This is a genomic window from Bartonella sp. ML69XJBT, from assembly GCF_028618515.1.
Classification (GTDB): Bacteria; Pseudomonadota; Alphaproteobacteria; order Rhizobiales; family Rhizobiaceae; genus Bartonella.
Genome location: NZ_JAQITB010000009.1, coordinates 17,940 through 33,862 on the forward strand (window position 1 = coordinate 17,940; position 15,923 = coordinate 33,862).

Sequence of the window (15,923 nt, forward strand, 5' to 3'; positions counted from 1 at the left end):
TATATCTATGAAATTTGACAACTCATAGCTTAATTTTGCCCTACAAAAATGTAAATTGCTATCGACTTCAAACTTCATTGAAGCAAACAGGTGGGAATTTGTTTTTGTATCAAATAGTACAACTTTCAAAAGAAATAATAACCGCTTATTATGTAACACAAATGATAAAAGGTGGATGTTTTTTCTCGAAAATCTAATTTAAAATGAAATATCCTAAAATATTTGAGAGTGGGACATTGTGAAGAGTTTGCGTAAAATCATTGACATCATTTTCATTATCGTCATCAGTTCTTTTGTCCACCTTACGTCAGCACAAGCAATTGAGCCCGTTAAAATTTCTCCTCAAGATGCTGCTCTTGACCTTTCAAAAGCAATCGAAATCTACCATACAAATAGTTCTATCTTTCAAACCAGTACAGCACCAGGACCAGATGGTATCGTATGGCGTATTGAAGTGCAGGCAAAAAGTGAAAAATTTTCTGGAAACTGGGCGGTATTTTCTCTTGCAAACCCAACGGATGAACAAATCGACCGTCTTATCGTCGCTCCCCATTATCGCATGGCTCATTCAGGCTTTCTTTGGCCAGACCTTGGATCAGCACGAATTCAATCCATCACTCCAAGTGAAGGATTTTCTCTCGACCGCCAGTCTAGTGCAAACTCTGATATCTTTCGTATTACCCTTAACCCGGGTGCTGTCGTTACATTTGTTGCAGAACTTAACTCTGTAAATCTACCGCAAATCTATTTATGGCAACCTGAAACCTATAAGGATGCCATTAATTCTTATACGCTTTATCATGGTATTCTTCTTGGCATATCCGGTCTTTTAGCTCTTTTGTTAACTGTTCTTTTCGTTGTTCGTGGAACAGGACTTTTTCCCGCAACAGCGGCTGTTGCTTGGGCAGTACTTTTTTATATTGGCATCGACTTTAACTTTTTAAATAAATTCTTTGCCGTGACGCTCACAACGCAACCAATCTGGCGTGCTGCTACAGAAGTAGCACTTGCTGCTACACTCTTTATTTTTCTTTTTACCTATCTATGTCTTAACCGTTGGCACTATCACTTTAGTTATGGTGCGATTGTATGGACTATCGCTTTTTGTGGTCTTGGAGCATTTGCCATTTATGATCCAACCAGAGCAGCGGGTATCGCCCGCCTGTCATGTGGCCTCACCGCTGTGCTTGGTATCATTTTAATCAGCTATTTTTCACTCCGAAACTATGACCGCGCCATCATGCTTATCCCAACATGGCTGCTCATTAGCTTTTGGTGTGTAGGAGCTTATGCCTGCATTGCAGGATATTTAAACAACGATATTATTCAGCCAGCACTTGCTGGAGGATTAGTGCTCATTGTACTTCTTATCAGCTTTACTGTCTTGCAACAAACTTTTTCCAATGATGCTTTCCATGAAGGAATATTTTCCGACCTTGAGCAACAAGTGCTTGCCGCAAAAGGAGCTGGAAATATTATTTGGGATTGGAATGTTGAGCGTGATCGTATTGTCGTACACCCAAATATGACAACCCTTTTTGGAATTGAAACCCATAAACTCAATGGTCCTATGCGTAATTGGATATCAGCCTTGCACCACGATGATCGTGAACGCTTTCAAGCTGTCTTGGATATTATTCTTAAAAATAAAAAAGGACGTATTGATCAAATTTTTCGACTGTCTTCTGGTGGTGGCTATTACCATTGGTTTTCCCTTCGCGCACGCCCTGCTATGCAAAAAGATGGAAAAATTACACGTGTCATTGGGACTATTGTCAATATTACCAACCACAAAAAAGCCGAAGAACGCTTATTGCATGATGCTATTCATGACAGCTTAACGGGACTGCCTAACCAACAAATTTTTTTCGACAGACTACAAAACTATACCTCTTTGGCTAAAGCAAATATCAAAATTAGACCAACCGTCTTTATGATTGACTTTGATAATTTCCGCCAAATTAATCGCAAATTAGGCATAGCGGTTGGTGACACTGTACTGCTTATCATAGCACGTCGTTTAAGCCGCCTTATTCATTTTCAAGATACTTTATCACGTCTTTCTGCAGACCGTTTTGCAATCATTTTACTCAGTGAAACTGAGCCACAGAAAATTGCAGCCTTTGCGGATCATCTGCATAAAACAATCTCAGCACCTATTTCACTTACGGAAAAACAAATAACGCTTTCAACATCAATTGGTTTGGTCACATGGAGTGAAAGTCGATCAACCGCTAAAGATATTTTAAATGATAGCGAACTGGCAATGATTCATGCAAAACAAATGGGTGGTAATCATATTGAACCTTTTCGTCCCAATTTTCGCACACTAGGCATTGAATATAACACAATGGCGAAAGGTATTCATTATGCCATAAAACGTGATGAAATAAAAATCCTCTATCATCCTATCCTTAATTTATCAGATGGACACATTATTGGTTTTGAAACAATTGTAGAATGGCATCATCCCAATTATGGAACTCTCAATGTCTCTGATTTTATCAAGATTGTAGAAAATGAACAAATCGTTATGGATTTGGCACAATTTATCATTGATAATGTTGTTATTGATCTTACCAATGTACAAGAAAAATTTTCTCAACAATCTTTCTTTATTTCCATCAATTTACCAAGCACGGAAATGGTTCATCCTCGCGTCATCAGTCAATTGCGCTCTGCTCTGCTTCGTCACCCCCTGAACAAAGGCGCTTTGATGATAGAAATATCCGAATTCGTTTTAAGAAAAAATCCTGAACAATCAGCTCATTTTCTTGAACAAATTAAAGCTCTTGGAATGAATCTTGCACTCGACAATTTTGGAACAGGTTATTCATCACTTGCTTATCTTGTGCGTTATCCATTCGACATGGTGAAATTAGATCGTTCACTGATCTCAATCGATTCTGTTAAGAAGAAGCTTGTTCTCAAATCTATTATTAATATGGCAACTGATCTTAATTTGCAGATCATCGCAGAAGGTGTTGAAAATGAAAAAGAAGCACTCTTCCTACGCCAAGAAGGTTGTAAATACGTTCAAAGCACACTGATTACTAAGCCAATTGCCATCGAAGAATTAATTACTCTGGTGCAAAATCATTTCCCTTATACAATGAAACATGATGTATAGAACATTGTACAAATCAAAAAGTCAGGAAATAGTGGAATTTTATGCATGCCCCATTTCAGAAGCGAGATAGGCAGGGTTGATCCCCATGCGAACCAAGCTTTCATCATATTTACGGCTTAAATCGCTTTCAAAAAGAAAACTAGGTGATGTGGGGCTTATCAGCCAACCATTTGTAGATATTTCTGCCTCAAGCTGTCCGGCTTTCCATCCTGCATATCCTAAGGCTATGAGTGCATGTTGAGGGCCTTTTTCACAACTGATCGCTTTTAATATATCAATGGTTGCAGTGAAGCAAATTTTATCTGCAATAGAAACAGTTTCTTCACAAGCATAATCATCAGAATGCAGGACAAAACCACGTGAAGGATCAACTGGTCCACCATAACGTACTGGAAACTTTTTTATTGGATCAGAAAGACATTTTTTTTGACCGCTGTTTATAACTCCAAGGTGAAGCAAAAGCTCTGGAAAATCAATATGGTGCAATTGATTGAGAATAATTCCCATAGCACCGGCATCAGAATGTGCACAAACATAAATAACAGAACGAATAAAGCGTTTGTCATTCATCCCAGGCATTGCTATGAGCAACTGTCCACCTAAAAAGCCATTACACTGCTTCATCAATCTGTTATTCTCCATAGTTCACATGATAAGGTTCACTTTAGTTAGTACAATAGGAAAATAAAGCTCCAATGAAAAAAATTCAAATATTTACGAATTTAAAAAATATTATCATTCGCCTTTATAAAAAACTTTCCGTTACTTTAAGCTTAACATTCATAATTTTAGAACTATTTAACATACCCATCAGTGCTCAAATAGAACAAAATACATATCTTTTTACAACATCTTGGTATGAATCGGAAGGTGGTCGTATCAGATTAGCTATGACTAAACCCTCTCATTCTGGAATAAGAGAGGGCTTTATCGAAATCGTTCTGAAACCAGGATGGAAAACGTACTGGCGTAATCCAGGTAATTCAGGCATAGCACCTTCTTTTTATTTTAACCAACAGGTGTCTTATGAAATTTTCTACCCCACACCACAGCTTTATGAAACAGAAAATAACTGGTCATTAGGCTATAAAGATAAAGTGGTCTTGCCTTTCAGTATTTCTGGTGTAAAAAAAGACTTAAGTGGCATTTTAACTCTTGGATTATGTCATAAAATCTGTCTTCCGGTTACGGTCGACTTTGATTTTTCTCCATCTGTTCAAAAAAACATCCTCCTCCCTTTATCCCTCCTAAAACAGGCTCAAAATGCCTTACCTCTGACTACCCATCATGAATTTAAAATAAGTGCTGAAAAAAAAACAAATACTCTCCTCATCAAAATACAAAATAACAATAAAATCTCACCTTCTTCTCTCTTTTTAGATGGAGGCGAAATGCAAATTGGACCAGCAAAAAAAATTCGTGAGAACGCAGAATACACACTCTTTAGTGCCCCTCTCTCTTTCATACCAGATAGCGAAAATCACACCATTTTTTATACAATTTCTTTTAAAGATCATGCTTTCAGTGGAACATTTATACTCTTATAGTCAACATATTGATTTACAATGATAATCAACATTTCTACAGCTTTCATGAAAAGCTCGCATATTGTACGTTTTTCTCATTTTAAGCCTGCTCATGATGAATCCATAAAATTATTCCATTGCATGTTACAGAAAGAAACAACATGTAGCTAAAAACCATTCAAGAAAAGAGTAAAAATATCTTTTATGAATCGCCTTCATGCAAGGACTGGCATAACATTTTGAACTAACAAAAAGAGTATGATGGTGCCCATAACATAAAGACAGTGATACCTCATGGTTTTTACGTTATAGTCTTCATGGGTAGCATTGTGAAATGCGTCTGAAAACATCGAGATATATTTCTTATAGGAACTTACTTTTTCTACTTCATGATAAAAAAGAACAGCTTGCAAAAAACTATTTTGGAAAATATCCGTTTTCACGATATTCAGTGATTGCTTTGCGAGCAAGTGCGTCTGCACGCTCATTGTCTGGATGACCAGCATGCCCTTTTACCCAATGCCATCTCACAGTATGATGAGAACAGATATCTTCTAGAGCTTGCCATAACTCCATATTTTTTACAGGACTTTTCGATGCCGTACGCCAATTATTTTTTTTCCAACCTTCAAGCCATGTAGAGATACCATTGCGTAAATAAACCGAGTCTGTATAAAGATCGACTGAACAAGGCTCTTTAAGCGCTTTTAATGCATAAATCGCTGCCATCAGTTCCATTTGATTGTTGGTGGTGTGTGCTTCTCCACCATAAAGTTCACGTTCATGACCATTCCAGCGCAAAACTGCTCCCCATCCTCCAACTCCAGGATTACCGGAACAAGCACCATCTGTATAAATTTCAACGATTTTTTGTTGATTTAACATAGAATTCAAAAACCTAATTCATTCAATGAACCTACACTACTAAAAAAACAAAGCTTGTGCCAATATTCCCGTGGATCTTTCTTAATAACAAGGCTCTCTGGCGGTGTATTAAACCAATCATAAAGGCGCGTGAGTAAAAAACGTAAAGATGCACCACGTGCCAACAAAATCATTGCATTCAATTCTAAAGAGAGTAATGGCCTTATTTTTTGATAATTTTCTAATAGCCTACGTGCTTTGGTAAGATTATAGGAATAATTTTGTTCAAAACACCAAGCGTTTAAGCATATAGCTAGATCATAAGCAAAAAAATCATTACAAGCAAAATAGAAATCTATAATACCAGAAAGACGATGGTTCAAAAAAAATACGTTATCATTAAATAAATCAGCATGAATAATGCCAGTTGGTAAATTTGATGGCCAATTTTCTTGTAAAAAAAACAATTCCGTATTAATTTTTTGTCCAAACTCTCTTAACAACGCATCTTGGCTTGTTTGGCAATATTCCCATAATAATCTCCAATTCATAATAGAAAGAGTATTTTTACGAGTGAGTGTAAAATCCTGCCCTGCTAAATGCAATTGCGCTAAACCAGTTCCCACTTCACCGCAGTGAAATACATTAGGTTGGCGAATCCATATTCCTTCGAGAAAAGTAATAATAGCGGCAGGGCGTCCTGCTAATTTACCAATTGTTGTCCCGTCATTTTGCATAACTGGTTGAGGACAAGGAATACCATGCTGATTTAAATGCTGCATAAGACTGCAAAAAAAAGGCAAATCATTCTTTGAAATACGTTTTTCATATAGTGTTAGGATGAACCTGCCTTCTGTTGTATAGAGCATAAAATTAGAATTTTCGATTCCCTCCTCTATACCTTGATAGGATACAAGCGAACCTATCGAATAATGTGTCAAAAAAAACTTCAAATCATCTTGTTGAACGTCTGTATGAACCGCCATTATTTTACTTTCGTTACAGGCATAGGTGTATCCTGATTTTCATTTTTTAGTGTTTCAACTCGACCATTAACAAATGCCATATCTTGAGGTGTTAAAGTGATATCACGTAAATTGCGACTCACCAAAAATGTTTCTGTTTCTACTACTGTTTCTGCCAATTCTATTGTAACATTATAACGCTCTCGAAAAGCAGAAATGATTTCATCAATAATAATTTCAGGAGCAGAAGCTCCAGCTGAGAGACTCACAACAGAAAGAGCTCTAAGGCGATCAAAATCAATTTCATCCGCACGCTGGACTAAAACAGATTGCCGCGCACCAAATCTCTCAGCGACCTCCACTAAACGTCGTGAATTAGAAGAATTTGGTGCTCCAACAATCAAAAATAAATCGCTTCCCATTGCTGCTGCTTTCACAGCTTCTTGTCGATTCGTCGTTGCATAGCAAATTGATTCCGCCGCTGGAGCTTCTAATGTAGGAAAACGTCGCTGTAGTACATCAAGAATCTCTGCTGTATCTTCAACAGAAAGCGTTGTTTGCGTGACAAATCCTAATTTATTGGGCTCGTCTGGCTGATAATGTAAAGCATCTTCAACCGTTTCAATTAATGTCACAGCTCCTTTTTCCAACTGTCCCATTGTTCCAATCACCTCAGGATGACCAGAATGGCCAATCAATATAACATGCCGACCATGACGTTGATGCCGTATGGCTTGTTTGTGAACTTTAGAAACCAATGGACATGTTGCATCAAGATAAAACAAATTATAGCGACGTGCCTCTTCTAGTACAGATTTTGGCACACCATGAGCAGAAAATACAACAGGTTGATTGTGGTATTGTTCTGGAATCTCATCAAGTTCTTCAACAAAAACCGCCCCACGTTGCTGCAATCCTTCAACCACATAGCGGTTGTGCACAATTTCATGACGAACATACACTGGCGCACCATATTTTTTTAATGCAAGCAGAACAATCTGAATGGCACGATCAACTCCCGCACAAAAACCACGGGGAGTACAAAGACGCATTGTTAAAGGAGGAAGTATAGACATAAACTATCCTTAATATCTCTAACTTTTACTCTATGTTCGAATAAACCACCTTTATATACTATACAAACCATATAAAGAGGAAAATTGATAATACTGTCTTCCTCTATCATGACGTGTACCCTATAGCCTATTCTCATAGAATTTGTTTTAAGACAAATCGCTTTTAAGTTTGCCCTTTCATTCCGCTGTACTAAAAGGCAATAAAGCGCCATACAAGAGATTCAATTAAAAGAATTCCAAAGAGAGCAGCCAAATAAAATAACGAAAAGAAAAACACTTTTTTTGCCATTACAATGGTTGCGTCATACGTATCAGATTTCCATAAACGATAAGCAAAATAAATAAAGATAATACTTAAAATTGTCGAAAAAATACCATAAAAAATTCCCGCAAGACCAGTGATATAAGGTCCCACTGCAGATATTGCCATAAGAATAGTATAAAATAAGATCTGTTTTTTTGTTGAATACACACCTCGTACATTAGGCATCATAGGAATGCCGGCTGCCTCATAATCAAGAGATGAAAAGAGAGAAAGAGACCAGAAGTGTGGCGGTGTCCACATAAAAATGATTAAAAATAACAAGAAACTGTTAAGACTCACAGTCCCTGTTGTCGCAGCCCATCCAATCATTGGCGGAAAAGCTCCAGAGGCACCACCAATAACAATATTTTGTGGCGTTATACGCTTTAGCCAAATCGTATAGATAACAACATAAAAGAAAATTGTAAAAGCAAGAAAAAATGCTGCAAACCAATTAATAAAGATTCCCATCATCAATACAGAAAGCATAGAAAGAATCATGCCAAAAATAAACGCTCTCTTGGGGGTGATTTTACCCATAGGAATGGGACGATTTTTGGTACGTTCCATCACTGCATCAATGTCAGCATCATACCACATATTCAGTGCCCCTGCACTACCACCACCTACAGCAATACAAAAAATTGCTAAAAAACTATAAAATGGATGTATCGAAACAGGTGACACTACCAGTCCAACCAAAGCTGTAAAGACAACAAGCGACATAACCCGAGGTTTTAATAACGTGATATAATCACCAATACTGGATTTTGGCAGCATTGATTTACCAGCTACAGCCGATAATTCTCTTGAAACAGACATTCCGCTCAACGACCTTTTTCATTTCTGTCATCCACAAACAAATACGTCTGGCATATGGGAATGACTCATTAATACCACAGCGTTTTAGAGAACATATTAGGATGTTTCTCCTACCTGCATCCTCTAAAAATAGATGGAAATATTTGCAAAAAATACATTTTTCAACATATATTATTTTTACACTACAAGTGTATCATAAAAAGTACACCATACCAAATATCATAAAGCAAGGCTAAACACCCACCCTTCTGTGATATGCTGCTTTTTTTATTTTTGCCTTTATTTCGTATATATAGATTAATATGTTTTCGTATATAATGGTTTTGTGTTATAATGCTATGATTGCGGTTTGAGAATTTATTTTTATACAAAGCTGTACAATAAGGCTATAGTGGTGAGGGAGTTAGGGTTTTCTGTGGTACTTTTAAAATTACTAAAAAAAAATTTCTTTGTTAGTGCTGTTATTTGCACACTTTATAATGTGTCTCTCAATCATGCTACTGCACAAACATTTCATGTACAAAATGTCCCTGCCCCACAAACCTATGGTGCATGGACAAAAGTTTGTTCTTTGCCACCTGGCACACCTAATATGCAATGTGAAGTTGTACAAAATATACACACACAAAATCGTCAAGACATTACACTTCGTGTTACCTTTTACAAGCTCCCTAAAAATCAAGGAACTCTGATGCGTGTTTTTGTTCCAAGTCGCGTTGAGTTGCGCCCTGGTGTTGGACTTAAAATTGATGATAAAAATATGGGAAGATTAGAATATCGTCGGTGTCTTGGTGATAATTGTGTTGCTGAAGCTGTTCTCAAAGAAGATATCCTACAGCGCTTTTTTAAAGGTAAAACAGCAACCTATTTTATTTTCACAACTCCTGAACAAGCAATTGGTGGGCTCGTTGATCTCAATGGTCTGAGTGATGCCTATGCAACTCTACCAACATAAGAGAATCGGCGCACATCCAATGAATAAAACTTTATAGTACACTTCACTGCTTTTTAAATAAAATAAATGGAAACCTTCTCAGTGCCCATGAAAATAGGATAATTCTTATGAAATCGCTTATCGATCATTTTGATATTGCTGCATCTCAAGTGCAATCACTTGTAAAAGAAACGCTTCATCATGCCGATGATGGTGAGCTTTACTTAGAATATACAGAAAGCGAAACTCTTTTATTTGATAATGGACAGCTTAAAAATGGCTCCTTTCATCAAGATATGGGATTTGGTCTGCGTGTGGTTGCTGGAGAATCAACTGGATATGCGCATTCTAGTGAATTATCCGCTGCTGCACTTAAACGTGCTCGTGAAGCAGCAAAAGCTGTCACCTATCATAATCATGCAGGATCTTATAGTGTCGCACCGCAAAAAACCAATAAAAGACTTTATCAACCACATAATCCCCTTGATGCCCCATCATTTGAAGAAAAAAGTGCGCTTTTGCAAAAAATTGATGCCTATTTACGAGCTAAAAATGATAAATTGCATCAAGTGACCGTTTCTCTTTCTGGTTCACTACAGCATGTTGAAATTTTACGGGCGGATGGATATCTGGTTCGTGATGTGCGTCCTCTTGTACGTCTTTCTATATCTGTGGTTGCGGCTGAAGGTAGTCGGCGAGAAAATGGCTTCTATGGATGTGGTGGACGACAAGCATTTAGCCAATTTATTCGTGAAGAAAATTGGAAAAAAGCTGCAGATGAAGCCTTACGTATGGCCCTCATCAACTTAGAAGCAGAAGCAGCACCAGCAGGGACATTTGATGTTGTGTTAGCTAATGGATGGCCCGGCGTTATGCTTCATGAAGCCGTAGGCCATGGTTTGGAAGGTGATTTTAACCGTAAAAAAACCTCTGCTTTTTCTGAACTTTTGGGTCAACAAGTTGCAGCAAAAGGTGTTACAGTTGTTGATGATGGTACAATTCCCCAATGTCGTGGTTCACTTACCATTGATGATGAAGGAACCCCATCAGGATATAACGTTCTTATTGAAGATGGAAGACTCATTGGTTTTATGCAAGACAGGCTGAATGCCCGACTTATGGGGGTGAGACCAACGGGAAATGGGAGACGTGAGTCCTATGCACATGCACCAATGCCTAGAATGACCAATACGATCATGCTAGGAGGTGATAAAACACCTGAAGAGATTCTCTCCTCGCTCAAAAGTGGTATTTATGCTGTTTCGTTTGGCGGAGGACAAGTTGATATTACTTCTGGAAAATTTGTTTTTGAATGTACCGAAGCTTATAGAGTAGAAAATGGCAAAATTGTCGCCCCCATTAAAGGTGCAACCCTTATCGGAAACGGGCCAGATGCTATGAAACGTATCACAATGATTGGTAATGATAGCAAACTTGATAATGGTATCGGTATGTGTGGGAAAGCTGGACAAAATGTTCCTGTTGGTGTCGGACAACCTCATTTGCGAATGAATAATATGACAATTGGTGGAACAGCACTTATAACGTAATAATGAGCTTGCAGCAGCATTATCTTTATCATTTCAAAGTGTTGTCCCTTCCTTTTAGATTAGGGAGATTTAGAGAAGAGATATATTCATCTTTTCTTAAACAGTTTTTATTTATACGTTACTTCCTCTTATGAAAAGCAAAAAATGCTTTTTTATGTTTCATCACAAAATGAAACAAACAAAAATTCTATTGTATTCGGTGTTCTCATTCAATCTGAAAAGAAACGCACTATTATTGTAAACTAATTTATAAGTTATTTTATAAAAAACAAAAGCAATTTGGTTTTTTTAAATCTTAAACGAAATTTAAGAGAGCTTTTTCATTGAGGTTAAAGTTTCCAGCCAGTCTTTGCTTTGCGCTTGCTTAAAAGAGCAACAATTTCAACATGTGGTGACCATAAAAATTGATCAATTGGTATGACTTGTTCTACCGTATACCCCCCTGCAACAAGGAGAGATAAATCACGAGCAAAGGTCACAGGATTGCATGAAATAGCCACAACATGAGGGATTGTTGTCTTCGCTAATTCACCTACTTGTTCCCATGCACCAGCACGTGGAGGATCGAAAACAACAGCGTCAAAACACTCAAGTTCTTTTACAGAAAGTGGACGGCGGAAAAGATCGCGCCTTTCACAAGTTACTGTTTTTAAGCCGGACGCCAAACGTGCTGCCGAAGCTAAATTTGCTAATGCTGTCTCATTATTTTCTACCGCATGAACATTCATCTTTTTGGCCATAGGTAAGGTAAATGTTCCTATCCCTGAAAATAAATCAAGAGCATTCTTTGCTTTTTTAAAATGATTTAAAATAATATTGCCCATGATATTTTCTGCTTCAGAGGTTGCTTGAAGAAAACCACCAGCAGGAAATTCAACACAGACATTTCCAAAGTAAACCAATGGTTTTTCTTGTTCAACCAAAACTTCTCCTTCAACGGATAAACGTGTAATTCCACATGATAGAGCTGTATAAACCATTTTCTGACGAACTGACTCATGGCGTATAATACAACCGCTCAAAGCAACATCTAAACCATTTGCAATGTGTGTTATGGTAATATGAAATCGTTTAGCATCACTGCTTAGAATAGCACAAAGCTTCCTGATATCGCCTAGTTTAGTTATAAGCTCTAAACAGCTTACTGGACATTCCTCAACAGCTACAATCTCATGAGAAAGATAACGATTGAAACCTAACTTATAACCTTGTGATGTTATAGAAGCTGTTAGAGTAATACGCCGCCGGCTATAAGGCTTACATTCGACTAAAGGCGAAACAACAACATCAAGTCCATATTCTTTTAATGCATCCACAACCAGTTGTCGCTTCCATATATGATAAGCATCAGCGTGCCAATGTTGAAGTGCACAGCCTCCACATTCTCCAAAATGCTGGCAAAGAGCGTCAATACGCTCTGGTGATTTTTCTTTTAATGCTATGAGTGTCGCGTATTTGCCATGAATAGCAATTTCAGCAGACTCTCTTGGTAAAGTAAAAGGAACATAAACAAAGCCATTCAATGTTTTTGTGACACCATGACCATTCGCTGCCATATGATCAATTATGACATTGTTATTCACTGTTGTTTTTCTCCGAATAACAAATATTCCAAATTGCCATCACCGCCCGCAATAGGGGAGAGAAGTAAACCTTTTGCATTCCAGCCTTTTTGAGTATTAAGCCAATCAAAAATTCTTTCCGCAGTTTTTTGAGCCATTGAAGGATCTTTTAATACCCCGCCCTTACCAAGATAATCACGTCCCACTTCAAATTGAGGTTTTACCAATAAAACAGCTTGCGCGCCTTTTGAGGCTAAAGACAAAACAGGAGGTAATGCAAGTGTGAGAGAAATAAAGCTAACATCTGAAACAATGAGATCAATTTTTCGTCCGTTCAAGTGCTCCTGTTTTAAATCTCTCACATTTAAGCCTTCTAATAAGGTTATCGCACTGTTGTTCGATAAACGTGCATCCAATTGATAATGACCAACATCAACAGCAATTACATGCGCGGCTCCACGTTCTAAAAGAACTTGTGTAAAACCACCAGTCGATGCACCAATATCAAGAGCAGTTATCTTATTTGTGACAATTGGAAAAGCATCAAGTGCACTGATCAATTTTAATGCTGCACGTGAAACATAATTTTGTGCTGGATCGCAAACAATAATTTCTGCATCATCAGAAATGATTTGCCCAGCTTTGAAAATAATCTCACCATTAACCTTAACAGTTTGACGTATAATGGCATCACGTGCCCTTGAACGCGTTTTAAAAAAGTTTTTTTCAACTAAAAGAATATCAAGCCTTTTTCCGGCAGTCATCTCATACTCGAATTTTCTGTACTGTCCGAATTTTGCGTCCCAAAGCAGCAAAAACCGTGTTGACAATACCAACCGCATCAAGCCCTATACGCGAAAGAACTTTCTCAGGTGAACCGTGATTTAAATATTCATCAGGAAGTTTTAATGTACGAACTTTCAAACCATGTTCTAAGAGCCCTTCTTGCGCCAAAAATTGTAATAAATGCGCTCCAAATCCGCCCATCGCTCCCTCTTCAATTGTCACTAAGACTTCATGCTCACGAGCTAAACGGCGTATCAAATCCTTATCCAAAGGTTTTGCAAACCGCGCATCTGCTACCGTTGTAGATAATCCCTCCGCAGACAACATATCAGCAGCCACCAAAACTTCTGACATCCGCGTTCCAAAACAAATCAAGGCTATCCTGTTTCCTTCACGCAGAACACGCCCTTTTCCGATCTCTAATATTGCACCGCGCTGTGGCAAATCCATACCAACACCTTCACCACGCGGATAACGAAAAGAAATAGGACCCTGATCATAAGCGGCAGCAGTACGTACCATATGCATCAATTCCACTTCATCAGAAGGCGCCATAACAACAAATTCAGGAAGAGTGGCCAAAAAAACAATATCAAAACTGCCAGCGTGTGTTGCACCATCTGCCCCTACAAAACCTGCTCGATCAATGGCAAAACGCACCGGTAATTTTTGAATCGATACATCATGGATAATCTGATCATAAGCACGCTGTAAAAAAGTAGAATAAATTGCAACAAAAGGTTTATATCCTTCACAAGCAATGCCCGCAGCAAAAGTTACGGCATGCTGCTCAGCAATACCAACATCAAACATTCTTTCAGGAAATTTTTCAGCAAAAGTATCAAGACCTGTCCCCGTTGGCATTGCTGCGGTTATACCCACAATCTTATCATCATGTGTAGCCTCTTCTATTAAAGCCTCAGAAAATACCTTCGTATAGGAAAGAGCATTGCTTGGCGGTTTAACCTGCTTGCCTGTTATAATATCAAAACGGTTAACACCATGATATTTATCAGATGATGCTTCAGCAGGAGGATATCCCTTACCCTTATGTGTCACAACATGTACCAAAACAGGTCCATGCGGATATTGGCGAACATTTTTTAAAACAGGCAATAAATGCTTTAAATTATGGCCATCTATTGGTCCAACATAGTAAAAACCAAGCTCTTCAAATAAGGTTCCCCCAACCAAAAAGCCACGTGCAAACTCCTCTGAAAGACGTGCTTTATCTAAAAAGAACTTAGGCAATTTTTCGCCTAGTATTTTTATCCGTTCGCGCAAACTACGGTAAGAGGGACGAGAAACCAACTTAGCAAGATGCGCACTCATAGCGCCCGTAGGCGGTGCAATAGACATATCATTATCATTCAAAATAACAATCAAACGTGCATCTAAAGCACCTGCATTATTCATCGCCTCATAAGCCATACCAGCAGACATAGCACCATCACCAATGACAGCAATGACGTTCCGCCTTTCTTCTGCTTTCAAAGCACTTGCTACTGCCATGCCAAGGCCAGCCGAAATAGAAGTAGAAGAATGCCCTGCTCCAAATGGATCATACACACTTTCTGAACGCTTGGTAAAACCTGATAATCCACCTTCTTGACGCAATGTGCGAATTTTTTCTCTACGCCCTGTTAAAATTTTATGCGGATAGGCTTGATGACCAACATCCCAAATAATTCTGTCCTCAGGTGTATTAAAAATATAATGTAATGCAACAGTAAGCTCAACAACACCAAGTCCCGCACCAAGATGTCCACCAGTCACAGAAACCGCATCAATTGTTTCCTTCCGTAACTCATCAGCTAACCTTACCAAATCAGACTCAGCCAACGCCCGCAAATCATGTGGTAAACAAATACGGTCAAGTAATGGCGTCAATACTCGAGACAAAAAAAACTCCTTAATATTCCCTTAATATTATCTCATAAAAAGAGCGTAATGGTAAGAGTATACCGTTTCTCTTTTTCTATTCGTAATTTTACATATTTTTACGAGAAAACATGCTCTATTGGTGATGATTGAGATTTTTCTTATTTATTCACTTCTTTCATAAAAAAAACGATAAAATACACTCTTTTAAATTTCATTACTGTATCTCTTATCCTGCAATAAATATCTTTAAATTACCCAATATTATTCAGGATCAAGGGGTTCTACACCTTCTGGAACACCTCCCTCTGAAAGCTGAATTTTCTCAACTTTAGCTTCAGCGACTTTTAAGAGCTTCTCGCAATGTTTTTTAAGAGCTTCACCACGCTCATAAATGTCAATCGATTGTTCTAAAGGAACATCACCACGCTCTAAATTCTCGACAATCACTTCAAGTTGCTTAAGTGCTTCTTCAAAACTTAACGCTGTAATATCCCCCTTTTTTATCTCTTGTTTCATGTAA

13 protein-coding genes are annotated in these 15,923 nt (G+C 38.0%); 4 read left to right on the plus strand and 9 right to left on the minus strand.

Annotated elements, in window-relative coordinates; translation table 11 throughout:
• Window positions 1–238 precede the first annotated feature (238 nt).
• Window positions 239–3,130 carry an EAL domain-containing protein gene (locus PVV68_RS04460; protein WP_273720746.1) on the plus strand — a complete coding sequence of 964 codons (2,892 nt, stop codon included), beginning with the start codon at window positions 239–241 and terminating at the stop codon, window positions 3,128–3,130.
• A gap of 39 nt (window positions 3,131–3,169) precedes the next feature.
• Here PVV68_RS04460 and PVV68_RS04465 read toward each other — a convergent pair whose 3' ends face one another.
• Complete coding sequence (locus PVV68_RS04465; RefSeq protein ID WP_273720747.1) at window positions 3,170–3,754, minus strand: YqgE/AlgH family protein; 585 nt, start codon at window positions 3,752–3,754, stop codon at window positions 3,170–3,172.
• A gap of 71 nt (window positions 3,755–3,825) precedes the next feature.
• On the opposite strand from PVV68_RS04465, the gene PVV68_RS04470 reads away from it, so the two are divergent.
• Window positions 3,826–4,677 (plus strand): protein-disulfide reductase DsbD domain-containing protein, encoded by an 852-nt coding sequence (locus PVV68_RS04470; RefSeq protein WP_273720748.1) that lies wholly within the window; start codon window positions 3,826–3,828, stop codon window positions 4,675–4,677.
• A gap of 396 nt (window positions 4,678–5,073) precedes the next feature.
• Here PVV68_RS04470 and rnhA read toward each other — a convergent pair whose 3' ends face one another.
• The 4 genes from rnhA to cyoE form a co-directional block, all read right to left on the minus strand.
• Window positions 5,074–5,541, minus strand: a complete 468-nt coding sequence (gene rnhA, locus PVV68_RS04475; protein WP_273720749.1) for a ribonuclease HI — start codon at window positions 5,539–5,541, stop codon at window positions 5,074–5,076.
• A gap of 5 nt (window positions 5,542–5,546) precedes the next feature.
• Complete coding sequence (locus PVV68_RS04480) at window positions 5,547–6,506, minus strand: homoserine kinase (protein WP_273782683.1); 960 nt, start codon at window positions 6,504–6,506, stop codon at window positions 5,547–5,549.
• Complete coding sequence (ispH, locus tag PVV68_RS04485) at window positions 6,506–7,561, minus strand: 4-hydroxy-3-methylbut-2-enyl diphosphate reductase (protein ID WP_273720751.1); 1,056 nt, start codon at window positions 7,559–7,561, stop codon at window positions 6,506–6,508. The genes PVV68_RS04480 and ispH overlap by 1 nt, the downstream gene beginning before the upstream one ends.
• A gap of 190 nt (window positions 7,562–7,751) precedes the next feature.
• Window positions 7,752–8,687, minus strand: a complete 936-nt coding sequence (gene cyoE / locus PVV68_RS04490; protein WP_273720752.1) for a heme o synthase — start codon at window positions 8,685–8,687, stop codon at window positions 7,752–7,754.
• A 415-nt stretch (window positions 8,688–9,102) separates the two neighbouring features.
• Between cyoE and PVV68_RS04495 the strand changes: the two genes are divergently transcribed.
• Together PVV68_RS04495 and tldD are read left to right on the plus strand one after the other, a co-directional pair.
• The gene (locus PVV68_RS04495) at window positions 9,103–9,642 is read left to right on the plus strand and encodes an invasion associated locus B family protein (RefSeq protein WP_273720753.1); all 540 of its coding nucleotides are present in this window, start codon (window positions 9,103–9,105) and stop codon (window positions 9,640–9,642) included.
• 107 nt (window positions 9,643–9,749) lie between these two features.
• Window positions 9,750–11,171 carry a metalloprotease TldD gene (gene tldD, locus PVV68_RS04500; RefSeq protein WP_273720754.1) on the plus strand — a complete coding sequence of 474 codons (1,422 nt, stop codon included), beginning with the start codon at window positions 9,750–9,752 and terminating at the stop codon, window positions 11,169–11,171.
• A gap of 329 nt (window positions 11,172–11,500) precedes the next feature.
• Here the strand turns inward: tldD and PVV68_RS04505 are convergent, their stop codons facing one another.
• The 4 genes from PVV68_RS04505 to PVV68_RS04520 form a co-directional block, all read right to left on the minus strand.
• A complete protein-coding gene (locus tag PVV68_RS04505; protein WP_273720755.1) occupies window positions 11,501–12,754 on the minus strand; it encodes an RNA methyltransferase in 1,254 nt (417 codons plus the stop codon).
• The gene (locus PVV68_RS04510; RefSeq protein WP_273720756.1) at window positions 12,751–13,497 is read right to left on the minus strand and encodes a TlyA family RNA methyltransferase; all 747 of its coding nucleotides are present in this window, start codon (window positions 13,495–13,497) and stop codon (window positions 12,751–12,753) included. The genes PVV68_RS04505 and PVV68_RS04510 overlap by 4 nt, the downstream gene beginning before the upstream one ends.
• A gap of 1 nt (window position 13,498) precedes the next feature.
• Entirely contained in the window at window positions 13,499–15,421 is a 1,923-nt protein-coding gene (gene dxs / locus PVV68_RS04515) for a 1-deoxy-D-xylulose-5-phosphate synthase (protein WP_273720757.1), read from the minus strand.
• Window positions 15,422–15,664: 243 nt separating this feature from the next.
• Window positions 15,665–15,919, minus strand: coding sequence for an exodeoxyribonuclease VII small subunit (locus PVV68_RS04520; protein WP_273720758.1), 255 nt, complete (start codon window positions 15,917–15,919; stop codon window positions 15,665–15,667).
• Window positions 15,920–15,923: the final 4 nt, after the last annotated feature.

Excerpts from the sequence above, each read along its gene's own strand:
- PVV68_RS04465 (WP_273720747.1), bottom strand. The coding sequence starts at position 3,754 with ATGAAGCAGTGTAATGGCTTTTTAGGTGGACAGTTGCTCATAGCAATG.
- PVV68_RS04470 (WP_273720748.1), top strand. The coding sequence starts at position 3,826 with ATGAAAAAAATTCAAATATTTACGAATTTAAAAAATATTATCATTCGC.
- rnhA (WP_273720749.1), bottom strand. The coding sequence starts at position 5,541 with ATGTTAAATCAACAAAAAATCGTTGAAATTTATACAGATGGTGCTTGT.
- PVV68_RS04480 (WP_273782683.1), bottom strand. The coding sequence starts at position 6,506 with ATGGCGGTTCATACAGACGTTCAACAAGATGATTTGAAGTTTTTTTTG.
- ispH (WP_273720751.1), bottom strand. The coding sequence starts at position 7,561 with ATGTCTATACTTCCTCCTTTAACAATGCGTCTTTGTACTCCCCGTGGT.
- cyoE (WP_273720752.1), bottom strand. The coding sequence starts at position 8,687 with ATGTCTGTTTCAAGAGAATTATCGGCTGTAGCTGGTAAATCAATGCTG.
- tldD (WP_273720754.1), top strand. The coding sequence starts at position 9,750 with ATGAAATCGCTTATCGATCATTTTGATATTGCTGCATCTCAAGTGCAA.
- PVV68_RS04510 (WP_273720756.1), bottom strand. The coding sequence starts at position 13,497 with ATGACTGCCGGAAAAAGGCTTGATATTCTTTTAGTTGAAAAAAACTTT.
- PVV68_RS04520 (WP_273720758.1), bottom strand. The coding sequence starts at position 15,919 with ATGAAACAAGAGATAAAAAAGGGGGATATTACAGCGTTAAGTTTTGAA.